This is a genomic window from Aeromonas taiwanensis (genome assembly GCF_000820165.1).
GTDB classification, from domain to species: Bacteria; Pseudomonadota; Gammaproteobacteria; order Enterobacterales; family Aeromonadaceae; genus Aeromonas; species Aeromonas taiwanensis.
Map to the genome: position 1 here is coordinate 101,383 of NZ_CDDD01000015.1, position 15,239 is coordinate 116,621.

The window sequence follows — 15,239 nt, forward strand, 5'->3', positions numbered from 1 at the left end:
AGGGCGTATCCGTGGATACGCCCTTTTCATTCAGGCCCCTGTCTCGCTCGCCTTGCGGTAGCGCTTGCCGTATTTCAGTTGCTGGATCAGCAGGGCGGCGACGATCAGCACCAGCCCGATGGGGGTGGCGGGATGAATGGCCTCGCCGATCAACAGGTTGAGCAGTACCAGCGAAGCGAAGGGCGAAATGAAGATGAGGTTGCTGATGGGGGCCGTGTTGGTGGCGTGGCGCAGCGCCATCAACCAGAGCACGAAGCCGAAGCCCATCTCGAACAGCCCGACATAGATGGCCCCGGCCCAGCCTTGCCAGGCGGTCATGGCAAAGTCGGCGAGCAGCCAGGTTGCCACGACGATGAAGGGCAGGCTGATGAGGAAGCCAAGCAGCAGGCTGACGATGGGGTCCCCCTGGTTGCGGGTGTTGAGGATCCAGTAGCCCGCCCAGATCAGGGTCGACACCAGGGCCAGCGTCACCCCGAGCGGGCTGTCGAACTGCAGACCGAACACATCCCCCCTGGTGGCGATCACCAGGGCGCCGAAGTAGCCGAGCACGATGGCCACACCGTCGCGGCGGCGCAGCTTCTGTCCGAGGAAGGGAACCGCCAGCAGGCTGAGGGTGATGGCCCAGGTGTAGTTGAGGGTCTGTGCCTGCTGGGCGGGCAGCAGATCGTACGCCTTGAACAGCAGCAAATAATAGAGGAAGGGGTTCAGCACCCCGAGGGCGAGGTAGTAGAAGGGGCGGGCCTTGAGATAGCTCAGCAGTAACGGCAGCTTGCCCTGACAGGCCACGATGCACCCAAGGGTCAGGGTTGAGGTGCAGGCGGCGACCAGCAGCAGCTGCACCGGTTCGAAGTAGGCGAGGGAGATCTTGAAGGCGCTGGCGACCGTCGACCAGAGGGCGACCGCACAGAGCCCGTATTGATAGGCTTTCTTCTGATTCTTGAGCATCCACATCGTTCCGCTGACAGGGGGCGAGGGCGCAGTCTATCAGCCCCTTTGCAACATTGTCGTTACCGGCGTTCGGGGGAAGGGCGAGAGGGCTTTGTGAGATCCATCTGCCACACAAATATTGCGCACAATCTGTCCGCCTTCTCTTGCGTGAATTGAAAAAATCCGTATAATCCCCTCCGCTTGCCCATGAGGCAGCCAGACGATATGTCTGCTTGCTGAGCTTCCCGTTTACGTGTCGCCAGCCATACAGTCTCCCCGATATGGGGAGAAACGTGAAAAATCGCACCTCTGGCGGGAGTAATCTCGGTCGGGCGGTGTTGATTTATGTTCTTTTATCTATTGGAGCTCTGTCAATGCAGAACCAAAGAATCCGTATCCGCCTGAAGGCTTTTGATCATCGCCTGATCGATCAATCCACTGCGGAAATCGTTGAAACTGCTAAGCGCACTGGCGCGCAGGTTCGCGGTCCTATCCCGCTGCCGACTCGCAAAGAGCGTTTCACCGTTCTGATCTCCCCGCACGTCAACAAGGACGCGCGTGATCAGTACGAGATCCGCACTCACAAGCGTCTGGTAGACATCGTTGAGCCGACTGACAAGACCGTAGACGCACTGATGCGTCTGGATCTGGCAGCTGGTGTAGACGTCCAGATCAGCCTGGGTTAATTACGGAAAGAGGTTGATAACAATGACAATCGGTCTTGTAGGTCGCAAAGTGGGTATGACTCGCATCTTCACTGAAGATGGCGTTTCTATCCCGGTGACTGTTATCGAAGTTGAAGCTAACCGTGTAACTCAGGTCAAATCTGTAGAAACCGACGGCTACAACGCTATTCAGGTTACCACTGGCTCCAAGAAAGCCAGCCGCGTAACCAAGCCGGAAGCTGGCCACTTTGCCAAAGCTGGTGTAGAAGCCGGTCGCGGTCTGTGGGAATTCCGCCTGAACAACGGTGAAACTTTCACTGTTGGTAGCGAGCTGAAAGTAGATCTTCTCGCTGACGTTAAGCTGGTAGACGTTACCGGCACATCCAAGGGTAAAGGTTTTGCCGGTACTGTTAAGCGCTGGAACTTCCGCACCCAGGATATGACCCACGGTAACTCTCTGTCCCACCGTGTACCTGGCTCCATCGGTCAAAACCAGACCCCGGGCCGTGTATTCAAGGGCAAAAAGATGGCTGGTCACATGGGTGCTGAGCGTGTAACGACTCAGAACCTGGAACTGGTTCGTGTTGACGCTGAACGCAACCTGCTGCTCATCAAAGGCGCAGTACCGGGTGCAACCAACGGCAACGTGATCGTCAAACCTGCCGTCAAAGCGTAACGTCTGAGGAGATAGTAATGGAATTGGTAATGAAAGACGCCAAGAGCGCTCTTGAAGTTTCCGAGACTACCTTCGGGCGCGAATTCAACGAAGCTCTGGTTCACCAGGTTGTCGTTGCATATGCCGCTGGTGCCCGTCAGGGTACTCGTGCGCAGCTGACTCGCTCTGAAGTGTCTGGTGGCGGCAAAAAGCCGTGGCGTCAGAAGGGTACTGGTCGTGCCCGTGCTGGCTCCATCCGTTCGCCCATCTGGCGTTCCGGTGGTGTGACCTTTGCTGCTAAGCCGCAAGATCACAGCCAGAAAGTAAACAAGAAGATGTACCGCGGCGCTATCCGTAGCATCCTGTCCGAGCTGGTACGTCAAGAGCGCCTGATCGTTGTCGAGAAATTCGGCATCGAAGCGCCGAAGACCAAAGAACTGATCGCTAAGCTGAAAGAGATGGAACTGACTGACGTTCTGATCGTGACTGCTGAAGTCGATGAGAACCTGTTCCTGGCTGCTCGCAACCTGTACAAGGTCGACGTGCGTGATGTTGCCGGTATCGACCCGGTCAGCCTGATCGCTTTCGACAAGATTCTGATGACTGCAGACGCAGTTAAGCAAATCGAGGAGATGCTGGCATGATCCGCGAAGAACGTCTGTTGAAAGTTCTGAAGGCTCCGCACATCTCTGAAAAGAGCACCATGGTCGCAGAAAAGCAGAACACTATCGTGTTCAAAGTTGCTGTTGATGCCACCAAGGCGGAAGTCAAAGCTGCAGTTGCGAAACTGTTCGAGGTCGAAGTTGAGACCGTCCGTACCCTGAACATGAAGGGTAAGACCAAGCGCGCAGGTGCACGCGTAGGCCGTCGTTCCGATTGGAAAAAGGCTTATGTGACCCTGAAAGCTGGTCAGGACATCGACTTCATGGGCGCAGCCGAGTAAGAGGAGTTCTGAAAAATGGCAATCGTTAAGTGCAAGCCTACTTCTCCGGGCCGCCGTCACGTCGTCAAGATCGTCAACCAAGAGCTGTACAAGGGCAAGCCCTTCGCCGCTCTGCTGGACAGCAAAAGCAAGTCCGGTGGCCGTAACAACAACGGCCGCATCACCACCCGTCACATCGGTGGTGGTCACAAGCAACACTACCGTCTGATCGACTTCAAGCGCGACAAAGACGGCATTCCGGCCAAAGTTGAGCGTCTGGAATACGATCCTAACCGTACCGCAAACATCGCCCTGGTGCTGTATGCAGACGGTGAGCGTCGTTACATCCTGGCTCCGAAAGGCCTGAAAGCTGGTGATGCAATCGCCTCTGGTGCTGATGCTGCCATCAAGGTGGGTAACACCCTGCCGATGCGCAACATCCCGGTCGGTTCTACCGTTCACGCCGTTGAGATGAAGCCTGGTAAAGGTGCCCAGCTGGCTCGTTCCGCTGGTACTTTCATCCAGATCCTGGCTCGTGAAGGTAACTATGTAACTCTGCGTCTGCGTTCCGGCGAAGTACGTAAAGTTCTGGCCGAGTGCCGCGCTACCATCGGTGAAGTGGGTAACTCCGAGCACATGCTGCGTCAACTGGGTAAAGCCGGTGCAAACCGCTGGCGTGGTATTCGTCCGACCGTTCGCGGTATGGCGATGAACCCGGTTGATCACCCGCACGGTGGTGGTGAGGGTCGTAACAAGGGCATGCAGCCTGTGTCCCCATGGGGCCAGAAGGCTAAGGGCTTCAAGACCCGTAAGAACAAGCGTACCGACAAGTACATCGTACGTCGTCGTAACAAGTAATTGTTAACATAGAGGAATCACCATGCCACGTTCTCTCAAGAAGGGTCCATTTATCGACCTGCACTTGCTGAAGAAGGTAGAGAAAGCGGTGGAAAGCGGGGATAAAAAGCCGGTTAAGACCTGGTCCCGTCGTTCAATGATCATCCCGAACATGATCGGTTTGACCATCGCTGTCCATAATGGTCGTCAGCACGTTCCGGTTTTCGTTACCGAAGAAATGATCGGTCACAAACTGGGTGAATTCGCACCGACTCGTACTTATCGCGGCCATGCTGCTGATAAGAAGGCTAAGAAGCGCTAAGGGATAAATGATGGAAGCTATCGCTAAACACCGTTATGCCCGTACTTCTGCCCAGAAAGCTCGTCTGGTAGCCGATCAAGTACGTGGTCTGTCCGTAGACAAGGCTCTGAACATCCTGACCTTCAGCCCGAAAAAGGCTGCAGTTCTGGTGAAGAAAGTGCTGGAATCTGCCATTGCCAACGCTGAGCACAACGAAGGTGCCGATATCGACACCCTGCGTGTTGCCACCATCATGGTAGACGAAGGTCCCTCCATGAAGCGCATCCGCCCGCGTGCCAAAGGTCGCGCGGATCGTATCCTCAAGCGTACCGCTCACATCACTGTAGTGGTATCCGACGCTAAGGCTGGGAGATAAGCAATGGGTCAGAAAGTACATCCTAATGGCATTCGCCTGGGTATTACCAAGCCTTGGAATTCTACCTGGTTCGCGAACACCAAAGACTTCGCTGACAACCTGTACAGCGATTTCCAAGTACGCCAGTTCCTGACCAAGGAGCTGAAAAACGCTTCCTTGTCCAAGATCACCATCGAGCGTCCGGCCAAGAGCATCCGTGTGACCATTCACACCGCTCGTCCGGGTGTCGTGATCGGCAAGAAAGGCGAAGACGTTGAAAAACTGCGCAAAGCTGTAGCCGCTATTGCTGGCGTGCCTGCTCAGATCAACATTTCCGAAGTCCGCAAGCCGGAGCTGGATGGCAAACTGGTTGCCGACAGCATCACTTCTCAGCTGGAACGTCGCGTAATGTTCCGTCGCGCTATGAAGCGTGCCGTACAGAACGCCATGCGTCTGGGTGCCAAGGGCATCAAGGTAGAAGTATCCGGTCGTCTGGGCGGCGCTGAAATCGCGCGTACCGAATGGTACCGTGAAGGTCGTGTGCCCCTGCACACCCTGCGTGCCGACATCGACTACGCAACTTCTGAAGCCCACACCACTTACGGTGTGATCGGCGTTAAAGTTTGGATCTTCAAGGGCGAAGTTCTGGGCGGTCTGGCTGCAGTCAATGCTGCCGCTGCTCAAGAGCAAGCTCCTGCAAAGCCCAAGCGTGACAACAAGCGCCGCGCTGCTAAGTAAGGAGATTCGGTAAATGTTGCAACCTAAGCGTACTAAATTCCGCAAGACCCACAAGGGTCGTAACCGCGGTCTGGCCAATGCCGGTAACGAAGTATCCTTCGGTACCTTTGGCCTGAAGGCGACATCTCGTGGTCAACTGACTGCTCGTCAAATCGAAGCAGCCCGTCGTGCCATGACCCGTCACGTTAAGCGTCAAGGCAAGATCTGGATCCGTGTGTTCCCGGACAAGCCCATTACCGAAAAGCCCCTCGAAGTTCGTATGGGTAAAGGTAAGGGTAACGTGGAATACTGGGTTTGCCCGATCCAGCCTGGCAAGGTTCTGTACGAGATGGATGGTGTACCTGAGGCTCTGGCGCGTGAAGCGTTTGCCCTGGCCGCAGCTAAGCTGTCCGTTCAGACCACTTTCGTAATTAAGACGGTGATGTGATGAAAGCCCAAGATCTGCGTCAAAAGAGCGTCGAAGAACTGAACCAGGAGCTGCTGGGTCTGCTGCGTGAGCAATTCAACATGCGCATGCAAGCTTCCACCGGCCAACTGGCTCAGACTCACACTCTGAAACAAGTGCGTCGTGACGTCGCACGTATCAAGACTGTACTGACTGAGAAGGCAGGTGCGTAATGACTGACAAGATCCGTACTCTGCAAGGTCGTGTAATCAGCGACAAGATGGACAAGTCCATCACTGTTGCTATCGAGCGCAAGGTAAAGCACCCGATCTACGGTAAGATCATCAAGCGTACTACCAAGCTGCACGTGCATGACGAGAACAACGAGTGCAAGGCTGGCGACCTCGTGGAAATCCGCGAGTGCCGCCCGCTGTCCAAGACCAAGTCCTGGACCCTGGTTGCTGTCGTAGAAAAGGCCTAATTCGGTACTTTATAGCCCAAACGGCCCCCCATCGGGGCCGTTTGTTTTTTAGGCTACCTTTTCAAAAATAGCTGTGTTATAGTTTCGCGCCTTTTGAAGGCAGCCAGATCCCGAGAGGGATAAGAAGTAAACAAAGCGGAGCACTAAGATGATCCAGATGCAAAGTATGCTGGGTGTTGCCGACAACTCCGGCGCTCGCAGTGTAATGTGTATTAAGGTTCTGGGTGGTTCGCACCGCCGTTACGCCGGCATCGGCGACATCATCAAGGTTTCTATCAAGGAAGCCATTCCTCGCGGTAAAGTGAAGAAAGGTGATGTGTATAACGCGGTGGTCGTACGCACCCGTAAAGGCGTTCGTCGTCCGGACGGCTCTGTCATCCGTTTCGACAACAATGCGGCTGTGTTGCTTAACAACAACCAGCAGCCGATCGGTACTCGTATTTTTGGCCCGGTGACCCGTGAACTCCGTAATGAGAAGTTCATGAAGATTGTGTCCCTGGCACCCGAAGTACTGTAAGGAGTCGAACGATGGCAGCTAAAATCCGTCGCGAAGACGAAGTAATTGTTCTTACCGGCAAAGACAAGGGCAAGCGTGGCAAAGTCACTCAAGTTCTGATTGCCAAAGGTAAGGTAATCGTGGAAGGCATCAACCAGGTGAAGAAACACCAGAAGCCGGTACCCGCACTGGGTCAGGCTGGCGGTATCGTCACCAAAGAAGCCCCCATCGATGTATCTAACGTAGCGCTGTTCAACTCTGCCACTGGCAAGGCTGACCGCGTTGGTTTCCGGATTGAAGACGGCAAGAAAGTCCGTTTCTTCAAATCCACCGGCGAACTTGTGAAGTAATTGGAGTTTAACGATGGCGAAACTGCATGATTACTACAAATCCGATGTAGTAAATGAACTGACCAAGCAGTTCGGTTACAAGACTATCATGCAAGTCCCTCGGATCGAGAAAATCACCCTGAACATGGGTGTTGGTGAAGCGATCTCTGACAAGAAGTTGCTGGAAAATGCTGCTGCCGATATGGCTGCCATTTCCGGTCAGAAGCCGCTGATCACCAAAGCACGCAAATCTGTTGCGGGCTTCAAGATTCGTGAAGGCTACCCGATAGGTTGTAAAGTAACCCTGCGTGGCGAGCGTATGTGGGAGTTCCTGGAACGGCTGATTTGCATCTCCGTACCGCGTATCCGTGACTTCCGTGGTCTGAACGCCAAGGCGTTCGATGGCCGTGGTAACTACTCCATGGGCGTGCGTGAGCAAATCATCTTCCCGGAAATCGACTATGACAAGGTCGATCGCGTCCGTGGTCTGGATATCACCATCACCACTTCCGCGAATACCGACGAAGAAGGCCGTGCTCTGCTGGCTGCCTTTAACTTCCCATTCCGCAAGTAAGGTTAGGGTTATGGCTAAAACATCCATGAAAGCACGTGAAGCAAAGCGTGCGAAGCTGGCAGCCAAGTTCGCGACCAAGCGTACCGAGCTGAAAGCTATCATCGTTGATATGAACGCTTCTGAAGAAGCGCGTTGGGATGCTGTCTTGCAACTGCAACAGCTGCCCCGTGATTCCAGTCCGTCCCGCCAGCGTAACCGTTGCAACATCACTGGTCGTCCGCACGGTTTCCTGCGGAAGTTTGGCCTCTCTCGCATCAAGGTGCGTGAGCATGCCATGAAGGGCGAAATTCCGGGCCTCAAAAAGGCCTCTTGGTAAGAATCTCGGGAGTTAGACTATGAGCATGCAAGATCCGATCGCGGATATGCTGACCCGCATCCGTAACGGTCAGGCGGCGAGCAAAGTTGCGGTTTCCATGCCTTCTTCCAAGCTGAAAGTGGCTATCGCCAAAGTGCTGAAAGAAGAAGGTTACATCGCTGGCTACACCGTAGCTGGTGACGTGAAACCGGAACTGGAAATTGAACTGAAATATTTCCAGGGCAAGCCGGTTGTAGAACTGATCCAACGCGTGAGCCGTCCCGGCCTGCGTATTTACAAGCGCACTACTGATCTGCCGAAAGTCATGGGCGGTCTCGGTGTTGCAATCGTGTCCACGTCTAAAGGTGTGATGACCGACCGTGCTGCCCGCAAGGCAAGCATGGGTGGTGAGATCATCTGCTACGTCGCCTAATAGGAGGTCGGAAATGTCTCGCGTTGCTAAGGCACCCGTCACTATTCCTGCTGGCGTAGAGGTGACTCTGAACGGTCAGGAACTGTCCATCAAAGGTGGTAAAGGTTCCCTGGTTCGTTCCATCCACGCCGGTGTAGAAGTGACCAAAGAAGACAATGTACTGAAGTTCGCCCCGCGCGACGGCATCGCTGGTGCTGACGCTCAGGCCGGTACTGCCCGTGCATTGGTCAACAACATGGTAGTCGGTGTTACCCAAGGCTTCGAGCGCAAGCTGCAGCTGGTTGGTGTAGGTTACAAAGCCTCCATCAAGGGCAATGCTGTTGCGCTGGCACTGGGCTTCTCTCACCCGGTAGAGCATGCGCTGCCGGCTGGTGTCACCGCTGAATGTCCGTCCGCCACCGAAATCGTTCTGCGTGGTGTGGACAAGCAGCTGGTTGGCCAAGTCGCCGCCGATATCCGTGCTTACCGCGCTCCGGAGCCCTACAAGGGCAAGGGTGTACGCTATGCCAACGAGCAAGTGCGTACTAAAGAAGCTAAGAAGAAGTAAGGTAACACTATGGACAAGAAAGCAGCTCGTCTCCGTCGTGCTACTCGTGCTCGGAAAAAGATGCAGGAACTGGGAGCTACCCGTCTGGTTGTTCACCGTACCCCGCGTCATATCTATGCGCAGGTTATTGCAGCCAACGGTTCCGAAGTTCTGGCCTCTGCTTCCACAGTAGAGAAGGCCATCAGTGAAGCTCTGAAATACACCGGTAACGCAGACGCTGCTACCGCTGTAGGCAAGGCTATCGCTGAGCGTGCCATTGCCAAAGGCGTTCAGAACGTATCTTTCGATCGTTCCGGTTTCAAGTATCACGGTCGTGTAGCCGCTCTGGCTGCCGCTGCTCGTGACGCTGGTCTTCAGTTCTAAGCTAGGAGTCGAAGATGGCTAAAGTCGAATCTCAAGCCGGCGAACTGCAAGAAAAGCTGATTGCAGTAAACCGTGTTTCGAAAACTGTTAAAGGTGGTCGTATCATGTCCTTCACCGCGTTGACCGTGGTGGGTGATGGTAACGGCCGTGTAGGTTACGGTTACGGTAAGGCCCGTGAAGTTCCTGCCGCCATTCAAAAGGCGATGGAACAGGCTAAGCGTAACCTGAGCAAGGTAGAACTGAACAACGGCACCCTGCACCACCCGGTGAAAGGTGTTCACTCCGGTTCCACCGTGTTCATGAAGCCGGCCTCCCAAGGTACTGGTATCATCGCAGGCGGCGCTATGCGTGCCGTTCTGGAAGTTGCCGGTATCCACAACGTGCTGGCCAAGACCTACGGTTCCACCAACCCGATCAACGTTGTTCGCGCAACTGTAGACGCTCTGGTTCACGGTCAATCACCGGAACAGATCGCTGCCAAGCGTGGTCTGCGCGTTGAAGAAATTCTGGGGTAATGCGACATGGCTAACACTGTAAAAGTAACTCAAACTCGCAGCTCTATCGGCCGTCTGCCAAAGCACAAGGCGACTCTGCGTGGTCTGGGTCTGCGTCGCATTGGTCACACCGTTGAGCTGGAAGATACTCCCTGCGTACGCGGCATGATCAACCAGGTTTATTACATGGTTAAGGTGGAGGGCTAAGCATGCGTCTGAATACTCTGTCTCCGGCCGCTGGCTCCAAGCGCGTTAAGCACCGTCCGGGCCGTGGTATCGGTTCTGGTCTGGGCAAGACCGGTGGTCGTGGTGTTAAAGGTCAAACCTCTCGTTCCGGTGGCGGCAAGGTCCGCAACGGTTTCGAAGGTGGCCAGATGCCTTTGAAAATCCGTCTGCCGAAGTTCGGTTTCTTCTCTCGCAAATCTTTGGTTTCTGCCGAAGTGCGCCTGAACGAAATCGCCCTGGTAGAAGGTGATGTGGTCGACGTGAGCACTCTGAAGCAAGCTGGTGTTATTACCAAAAACATCGTGTTCGCTAAAGTTGTTCTGTCTGGCAACATTGACCGTGCTGTGACCGTTCGTGGTCTGTCCGTCACCAAGGGTGCACGTGCAGCCATCGAGGCCGCTGGCGGTAAAATCGAGGAATAATCAGTACAATGGCTAAGAAACCAGGATTGGATGTTAAAGCACAAGGTGGTCTGAGCGAACTGAAGAGCCGTCTGCTCTTCGTTCTCGGGGCAATTATCGTGTTCCGTGCAGGCTCTTATGTGCCGATCCCTGGTATTGACGCCGCCGTACTGGCCGAGTTGTTCCAACAACAGAAGGGCACCATCATTGAGATGTTCAACATGTTCAGTGGTGGTGCACTCTCGCGTGCTTCTATTCTTGCGCTGGGGATCATGCCGTACATTTCGGCGTCGATCATTATCCAGCTGCTGACTGTGGTTCATCCCGCTCTTGCTGAACTCAAGAAAGAGGGTGAATCCGGCCGTCGCAAGATTAGCCAATATACCCGTTGGGGCACGCTGGTTTTGGGAACGTTCCAGGCCATTGGTATTGCAACCGGTCTGCCGAATATGATGCAAGGACTCGTGACTCATCCGGGTTTGGGCTTCTATTTCACAGCCGTTGTGAGTCTGGTCACCGGTACCATGTTCTTGATGTGGTTGGGTGAGCAGATTACCGAGCGTGGGATTGGTAATGGTATCTCGTTGATTATCTTCACAGGTATCGTTGCTGGTCTGCCTCATGCCATTGGCGCTACGGCCGAACAGGCACGTCAAGGGGAATTGCACATCCTGCTGTTGTTGTTGCTGGGCTTGATTGTTTTCGCAGTGACTTACTTTGTGGTGTTCGTGGAGCGTGGTCAGCGTCGTATCGTCGTGAACTATGCCAAGCGTCAACAAGGCCGCCAGGTATTCGCCGCGCAAAGCACACACCTGCCGTTGAAAGTGAATATGGCCGGTGTGATTCCTGCGATTTTCGCATCCAGCATCATCCTCTTCCCGGGGACCATTACCTCCTGGTTTGGTCAGGGTGAGGGCAAGGTCGCTGATGTTCTGCAACAGGTCTCTATGGTCCTGCAGCCGGGTCAGCCCTTGTACGAGATGCTCTATGCAGCAGCCATTATCTTCTTCTGCTTCTTCTATACCGCGCTGGTCTTCAATCCACGCGAGACAGCAGATAACCTGAAGAAGAGTGGAGCCTTTATCCCGGGGATCCGCCCGGGCGAGCAGACAGCACGTTACATCGATAAGGTTATGACTCGCCTGACATTGGCAGGTGCGCTCTATATTACCTTTATCTGTCTGGTACCCCAGTTCCTGATGACTGCCTGGAACGTACAGTTCTACTTCGGTGGCACCTCGCTGCTGATTATCGTGGTAGTTATCATGGACTTCATGGCTCAGGTTCAGACCCATATGATGTCTCATCAATATGGCGACGTCCTGAGGAAGGCCAACCTGAAGGGCTACGGCCGCTAAAGGTCGGCGTAGTTACGGAGTTAAGCAATGAAAGTTCGTGCTTCCGTTAAGGCAATCTGCCGTAACTGCAAAATCATCAAGCGTCACGGTGTGGTGCGTGTGATTTGCAGCGAGCCAAAGCATAAACAGCGCCAAGGCTAATTTTTTACGGTTAGTACTTGCAACAAATAGTTGTGCTGGCTAATATAGCCAGCCAACTTTTGTTGTGTATTGGTTGACCGCCACGTATCCGCTCACGGGCTTTGTGGTGGTCGTAATCTACTATATGTAGGAGTGAATAGTGGCCCGTATCGCTGGCATTAACATTCCTGACCATAAGCATGCAGTCATCGCGTTGACTGCTATTTATGGCGTCGGTCGTACCCGCTCCAAGGCCATCTGTGCCGCAGCCGGTATCGCTGAGAATGTGAAAATTAAAGACCTGGACGAAGCTCAGATCGAGAGTCTGCGTGAACAAGTAGGTAAATTCACCGTTGAAGGTGACCTGCGTCGTCAGATTTCCATGAACATCAAGCGTTTGATGGATCTGGGTTGCTACCGTGGTTTGCGTCACCGTCGTAGCCTGCCTGTTCGTGGTCAACGTACCAAGACCAACGCTCGTACCCGTAAGGGTCCGCGCAAGGCTATCAAGAAGTAACGGGAAGGTAGAAAATGGCTAAAACTCCGACTCGTGCTCGCAAGCGCGTTAAAAAGCAAGTGAGCGACGGTATTGCGCACGTTCATGCATCTTTCAACAACACAATCGTGACCATTACTGACCGTCAGGGCAACGCTCTGTCTTGGGCTACCTCTGGTGGTTCCGGTTTCCGTGGTTCCCGTAAGTCCACTCCGTTTGCTGCCCAGGTAGCTGCTGAGCGTGCTGGTGAGATCGCCAAAGAATACGGCGTGAAGAACCTGGAAGTCATGGTCAAAGGTCCGGGTCCCGGTCGTGAGTCCTCCATCCGCGCTCTGAACGCGGCTGGTTTCCGCATCACTAACATTACTGATGTGACTCCGATCCCGCACAACGGTTGTCGTCCTCCCAAGAAGCGCCGCGTGTAACGCGTTTAGCTACTTGGTCTAGGATTGTTGGAGAAAGAAGATGGCAAGATATATCGGTCCTAAGCTTAAGCTTAGCCGTCGTGAGGGCACCGACCTCTTCCTGAAGTCTGGTGTTCGTGCGATTGATTCTAAGTGCAAGATTGACACTGTTCCGGGTCAACACGGTGCGCGTAAAGCGCGTCTGTCCGACTACGGCGTGCAACTGCGCGAGAAACAAAAAGTACGTCGTATCTACGGCGTATTGGAAAAACAGTTCCGCAACTACTACCGCGACGCTGCCCGTCAAAAGGGTAACACCGGTGAAAACCTGTTGCAGCTGCTGGAAGGTCGTCTGGACAACGTCGTCTACCGCATGGGCTTCGGCGCCACTCGTGCTGAGTCTCGTCAGCTGGTGAGCCACAAAGCCATCATGGTAAACGGCCGCGTTGTGAATGTTCCTTCTTTCCAGGTATCCCCTGAGGACGTGATCTGCGTTCGCGAGAAGGCTAAGAAGCAAGCGCGTATCAAAGCTTCCCTGGAAGTTGCTGGTCAGCGCGAGAAGCCGACTTGGGTAGAGGTTGACGCTGCTAAGATGGAAGGTGCCTTCAAGCGCCTGCCGGAGCGTTCCGACCTGTCTGCCGACATTAACGAACAGCTGATCGTCGAGCTTTACTCCAAGTAAAGCTAGCTTCTAAAGAGAGGACACAATGCTGGGTTCTGTAACAGATTTTCTTAAACCGCGGCTAGTTGACATCGAGCAAGTTAGCCCGACTCACGCGAAAGTGACTCTCGAGCCGCTTGAGCGTGGCTTTGGTCACACGCTGGGCAACGCCCTGCGTCGTATTTTGCTGTCATCTATGCCCGGTTGTGCAGTTACTGAAGTCGAGATCGACGGAGTACTGCACGAGTACAGCAGCAAAGAAGGTGTGCAGGAAGACATTCTTGAAATTCTGCTCAACCTGAAAGGTATCGCTGTGAAACTGGAAGGCAAGGACGAGGTAACTCTGTCCCTGACCAAGTCTGGAACAGGCCCCGTTACCGCTGGTGATATCACTCACGGTGATGAAGTCGAGATCGTAAACCCGGAGCACGTAATCTGCCACCTGACTGGCGCCAATGCTGAGATCAGCATGCGTCTGAAAGTTCAGCGCGGTCGTGGTTATGTGCCTGCTTCTGCTCGTGTTCACAACGATGACGAAGAGCGTCCTATTGGTCGCCTGCTGCTGGACTCCGCGTTCAGTCCCATCGTTCGCATCGCCTACAATGTAGAGGCGGCACGTGTGGAACAGCGCACCGACTTGGACAAGCTGGTCATCGACATGGAGACCAATGGTACTCTGGATCCGGAAGAAGCGATCCGCCGTTCTGCCACTATCCTGGCCGAACAGCTGGAAGCCTTCGTGGATCTGCGCGATGTCAGCGTGCCCGAGAAGAAAGAAGAGAAACCCGAGTTTGATCCGATTCTGCTGCGTCCTGTCGATGATTTGGAGCTGACAGTTCGTTCCGCGAACTGTCTGAAGGCAGAAGCTATCCACTATATTGGTGATCTGGTACAGCGTACCGAAGTTGAGTTGCTTAAGACTCCTAACCTCGGTAAGAAGTCCCTGACTGAGATCAAGGACGTGTTGGCCTCCCGTGGTCTGTCTCTTGGCATGCGCCTTGAGAACTGGCCGCCCGCCAGCATCGCTGACGAGTAATCCAGATTACGGGTTTCACAGATTTAGTTAGAAGGATAAGGTCATGCGCCATCGTTTGAGTGGTCGTCAACTGAACCGGAACAGCAGCCATCGTCAGGCTATGTTCCGCAACATGGCCAGCTCCCTGGTTCGTCATGAGATCATCAAGACGACTCTGCCTAAGGCAAAAGAGCTGCGTCGTGTAGTTGAACCGCTGATCACCCTTGCCAAGACTGATAGCGTTGCTAATCGTCGCCTGGCATTTGCCCGTACTCGCGATAACGCGATCGTGGCTAAGCTGTTCAATGAACTGGGCCCGCGCTACCTGGAGCGCGCCGGCGGTTATACTCGCATTCTGAAATGCGGTTTCCGTGCTGGCGACAACGCCCCTATGGCTTACATTGAGCTGGTAGACCGCCCGGCCGCTGCTGAAGCAGCTGCTGAGTGATAAAAGAAAAAGCCGGGCTTGTCCCGGCTTTTCTTTTAATTGATTCTGATACTGCCTCAACTGCCTCAACTCTTCTCCTCTATACAAAGATACAAAGAAGTAGACGTCGCTCCTGAGCTTGGCCCAATTCTGGATTTCTTGCTCACTTCACATCGCTCAGTTCGATATCGCCCACCAGGGTGGCACAGGGGTTTACATATACCCGTTTGCCCAGTTGTGGGCGTTTTCCCTTGTAGGGTCTCAGTCGCAAGTTCATCTTGGCCTCCTTATTTTCGGCCATTCTAGCAACTTGGCACCCGTTTCTGTGGATAAGT

General features: G+C 54.1%; 29 protein-coding genes and 1 pseudogene. 28 read left to right on the forward strand and 2 right to left on the reverse strand.

What is annotated here, in order from left to right; all coding sequences use genetic code 11:
• Positions 1-30 precede the first annotated feature (30 nt).
• Positions 31-945 (reverse strand): DMT family transporter, encoded by a 915-nt coding sequence (locus tag BN1136_RS03310; protein ID WP_043763328.1) that lies wholly within the window; start codon positions 943-945, stop codon positions 31-33.
• Between the two features lie 356 nt (positions 946-1,301).
• Between BN1136_RS03310 and rpsJ the strand changes: the two genes are divergently transcribed.
• The 28 genes from rpsJ (at position 1,302) to rplQ (ending at position 14,925) form a co-directional block, all read left to right on the forward strand.
• Positions 1,302-1,613 carry a 30S ribosomal protein S10 gene (gene rpsJ / locus BN1136_RS03315; RefSeq protein WP_005307944.1) on the forward strand — a complete coding sequence of 104 codons (312 nt, stop codon included), beginning with the start codon at positions 1,302-1,304 and terminating at the stop codon, positions 1,611-1,613.
• Positions 1,614-1,635: 22 nt separating this feature from the next.
• Complete coding sequence (gene rplC / locus BN1136_RS03320; protein WP_005307947.1) at positions 1,636-2,268, forward strand: 50S ribosomal protein L3; 633 nt, start codon at positions 1,636-1,638, stop codon at positions 2,266-2,268.
• Between the two features lie 17 nt (positions 2,269-2,285).
• The gene (gene rplD, locus BN1136_RS03325; RefSeq protein WP_025325386.1) at positions 2,286-2,891 is read left to right on the forward strand and encodes a 50S ribosomal protein L4; all 606 of its coding nucleotides are present in this window, start codon (positions 2,286-2,288) and stop codon (positions 2,889-2,891) included.
• Complete coding sequence (rplW, locus tag BN1136_RS03330) at positions 2,888-3,190, forward strand: 50S ribosomal protein L23 (protein WP_005307955.1); 303 nt, start codon at positions 2,888-2,890, stop codon at positions 3,188-3,190. The genes rplD and rplW overlap by 4 nt, the downstream gene beginning before the upstream one ends.
• A 15-nt stretch (positions 3,191-3,205) precedes the next feature.
• Positions 3,206-4,027 (forward strand): 50S ribosomal protein L2, encoded by an 822-nt coding sequence (gene rplB, locus BN1136_RS03335; RefSeq protein ID WP_010672560.1) that lies wholly within the window; start codon positions 3,206-3,208, stop codon positions 4,025-4,027.
• A 22-nt stretch (positions 4,028-4,049) separates the two neighbouring features.
• The gene (rpsS, locus tag BN1136_RS03340) at positions 4,050-4,328 is read left to right on the forward strand and encodes a 30S ribosomal protein S19 (protein ID WP_005307960.1); all 279 of its coding nucleotides are present in this window, start codon (positions 4,050-4,052) and stop codon (positions 4,326-4,328) included.
• A gap of 10 nt (positions 4,329-4,338) precedes the next feature.
• Positions 4,339-4,683: a 50S ribosomal protein L22 gene (rplV, locus tag BN1136_RS03345; protein ID WP_010672561.1), complete on the forward strand. Its 345-nt coding sequence runs from the start codon at positions 4,339-4,341 to the stop codon at positions 4,681-4,683.
• A 3-nt stretch (positions 4,684-4,686) separates the two neighbouring features.
• Positions 4,687-5,400: a 30S ribosomal protein S3 gene (rpsC, locus tag BN1136_RS03350; protein ID WP_005331168.1), complete on the forward strand. Its 714-nt coding sequence runs from the start codon at positions 4,687-4,689 to the stop codon at positions 5,398-5,400.
• 13 nt (positions 5,401-5,413) lie between these two features.
• Positions 5,414-5,827, forward strand: coding sequence for a 50S ribosomal protein L16 (gene rplP, locus BN1136_RS03355; RefSeq protein WP_010672562.1), 414 nt, complete (start codon positions 5,414-5,416; stop codon positions 5,825-5,827).
• Positions 5,827-6,018: a 50S ribosomal protein L29 gene (gene rpmC / locus BN1136_RS03360; protein WP_005307965.1), complete on the forward strand. Its 192-nt coding sequence runs from the start codon at positions 5,827-5,829 to the stop codon at positions 6,016-6,018. The genes rplP and rpmC overlap by 1 nt, the downstream gene beginning before the upstream one ends.
• Positions 6,018-6,266 (forward strand): 30S ribosomal protein S17, encoded by a 249-nt coding sequence (gene rpsQ, locus BN1136_RS03365; RefSeq protein WP_005307966.1) that lies wholly within the window; start codon positions 6,018-6,020, stop codon positions 6,264-6,266. The genes rpmC and rpsQ overlap by 1 nt, the downstream gene beginning before the upstream one ends.
• A gap of 148 nt (positions 6,267-6,414) precedes the next feature.
• On the forward strand, positions 6,415-6,783 hold the full coding sequence (rplN, locus tag BN1136_RS03370) for a 50S ribosomal protein L14 (RefSeq protein ID WP_005307975.1): 369 nt from the start codon (positions 6,415-6,417) through the stop codon (positions 6,781-6,783).
• An 11-nt stretch (positions 6,784-6,794) separates the two neighbouring features.
• Positions 6,795-7,112 (forward strand): 50S ribosomal protein L24, encoded by a 318-nt coding sequence (gene rplX / locus BN1136_RS03375; protein ID WP_005307977.1) that lies wholly within the window; start codon positions 6,795-6,797, stop codon positions 7,110-7,112.
• A gap of 13 nt (positions 7,113-7,125) precedes the next feature.
• Positions 7,126-7,665 carry a 50S ribosomal protein L5 gene (gene rplE, locus BN1136_RS03380; RefSeq protein WP_005307978.1) on the forward strand — a complete coding sequence of 180 codons (540 nt, stop codon included), beginning with the start codon at positions 7,126-7,128 and terminating at the stop codon, positions 7,663-7,665.
• Between the two features lie 10 nt (positions 7,666-7,675).
• Positions 7,676-7,981 (forward strand): 30S ribosomal protein S14, encoded by a 306-nt coding sequence (gene rpsN / locus BN1136_RS03385; RefSeq protein ID WP_005331161.1) that lies wholly within the window; start codon positions 7,676-7,678, stop codon positions 7,979-7,981.
• Between the two features lie 19 nt (positions 7,982-8,000).
• Complete coding sequence (gene rpsH, locus BN1136_RS03390) at positions 8,001-8,393, forward strand: 30S ribosomal protein S8 (protein ID WP_033115584.1); 393 nt, start codon at positions 8,001-8,003, stop codon at positions 8,391-8,393.
• Between the two features lie 13 nt (positions 8,394-8,406).
• Positions 8,407-8,940 (forward strand): 50S ribosomal protein L6, encoded by a 534-nt coding sequence (gene rplF, locus BN1136_RS03395; RefSeq protein WP_010672565.1) that lies wholly within the window; start codon positions 8,407-8,409, stop codon positions 8,938-8,940.
• Positions 8,941-8,949: 9 nt separating this feature from the next.
• Positions 8,950-9,303, forward strand: a complete 354-nt coding sequence (rplR, locus tag BN1136_RS03400; protein WP_010672566.1) for a 50S ribosomal protein L18 — start codon at positions 8,950-8,952, stop codon at positions 9,301-9,303.
• 14 nt (positions 9,304-9,317) lie between these two features.
• The gene (gene rpsE / locus BN1136_RS03405; protein ID WP_043763317.1) at positions 9,318-9,818 is read left to right on the forward strand and encodes a 30S ribosomal protein S5; all 501 of its coding nucleotides are present in this window, start codon (positions 9,318-9,320) and stop codon (positions 9,816-9,818) included.
• A gap of 6 nt (positions 9,819-9,824) precedes the next feature.
• Positions 9,825-10,004 (forward strand): 50S ribosomal protein L30, encoded by a 180-nt coding sequence (gene rpmD / locus BN1136_RS19620; protein WP_005307985.1) that lies wholly within the window; start codon positions 9,825-9,827, stop codon positions 10,002-10,004.
• Between the two features lie 2 nt (positions 10,005-10,006).
• Positions 10,007-10,444 carry a 50S ribosomal protein L15 gene (gene rplO, locus BN1136_RS03410; RefSeq protein ID WP_005307987.1) on the forward strand — a complete coding sequence of 146 codons (438 nt, stop codon included), beginning with the start codon at positions 10,007-10,009 and terminating at the stop codon, positions 10,442-10,444.
• An 8-nt stretch (positions 10,445-10,452) separates the two neighbouring features.
• Positions 10,453-11,781: a preprotein translocase subunit SecY gene (gene secY, locus BN1136_RS03415; protein ID WP_042652867.1), complete on the forward strand. Its 1,329-nt coding sequence runs from the start codon at positions 10,453-10,455 to the stop codon at positions 11,779-11,781.
• 27 nt (positions 11,782-11,808) lie between these two features.
• Positions 11,809-11,922, forward strand: a complete 114-nt coding sequence (gene rpmJ / locus BN1136_RS19625) for a 50S ribosomal protein L36 (RefSeq protein WP_005319705.1) — start codon at positions 11,809-11,811, stop codon at positions 11,920-11,922.
• 139 nt (positions 11,923-12,061) lie between these two features.
• A complete protein-coding gene (gene rpsM / locus BN1136_RS03420; protein WP_005307991.1) occupies positions 12,062-12,418 on the forward strand; it encodes a 30S ribosomal protein S13 in 357 nt (118 codons plus the stop codon).
• A 14-nt stretch (positions 12,419-12,432) separates the two neighbouring features.
• Entirely contained in the window at positions 12,433-12,822 is a 390-nt protein-coding gene (rpsK, locus tag BN1136_RS03425) for a 30S ribosomal protein S11 (protein ID WP_005319702.1), read from the forward strand.
• Between the two features lie 40 nt (positions 12,823-12,862).
• The gene (gene rpsD / locus BN1136_RS03430) at positions 12,863-13,483 is read left to right on the forward strand and encodes a 30S ribosomal protein S4 (protein ID WP_010672568.1); all 621 of its coding nucleotides are present in this window, start codon (positions 12,863-12,865) and stop codon (positions 13,481-13,483) included.
• Between the two features lie 25 nt (positions 13,484-13,508).
• The gene (locus tag BN1136_RS03435) at positions 13,509-14,498 is read left to right on the forward strand and encodes a DNA-directed RNA polymerase subunit alpha (RefSeq protein ID WP_005307997.1); all 990 of its coding nucleotides are present in this window, start codon (positions 13,509-13,511) and stop codon (positions 14,496-14,498) included.
• Between the two features lie 43 nt (positions 14,499-14,541).
• Positions 14,542-14,925 (forward strand): 50S ribosomal protein L17, encoded by a 384-nt coding sequence (gene rplQ, locus BN1136_RS03440; RefSeq protein ID WP_005307999.1) that lies wholly within the window; start codon positions 14,542-14,544, stop codon positions 14,923-14,925.
• A 151-nt stretch (positions 14,926-15,076) separates the two neighbouring features.
• Here the strand turns inward: rplQ and BN1136_RS19630 are convergent.
• Positions 15,077-15,181: pseudogene (locus tag BN1136_RS19630) on the reverse strand (gamma carbonic anhydrase family protein); the annotation flags it as partial.
• Between the last annotated feature and the right edge of the window lie 58 nt (positions 15,182-15,239).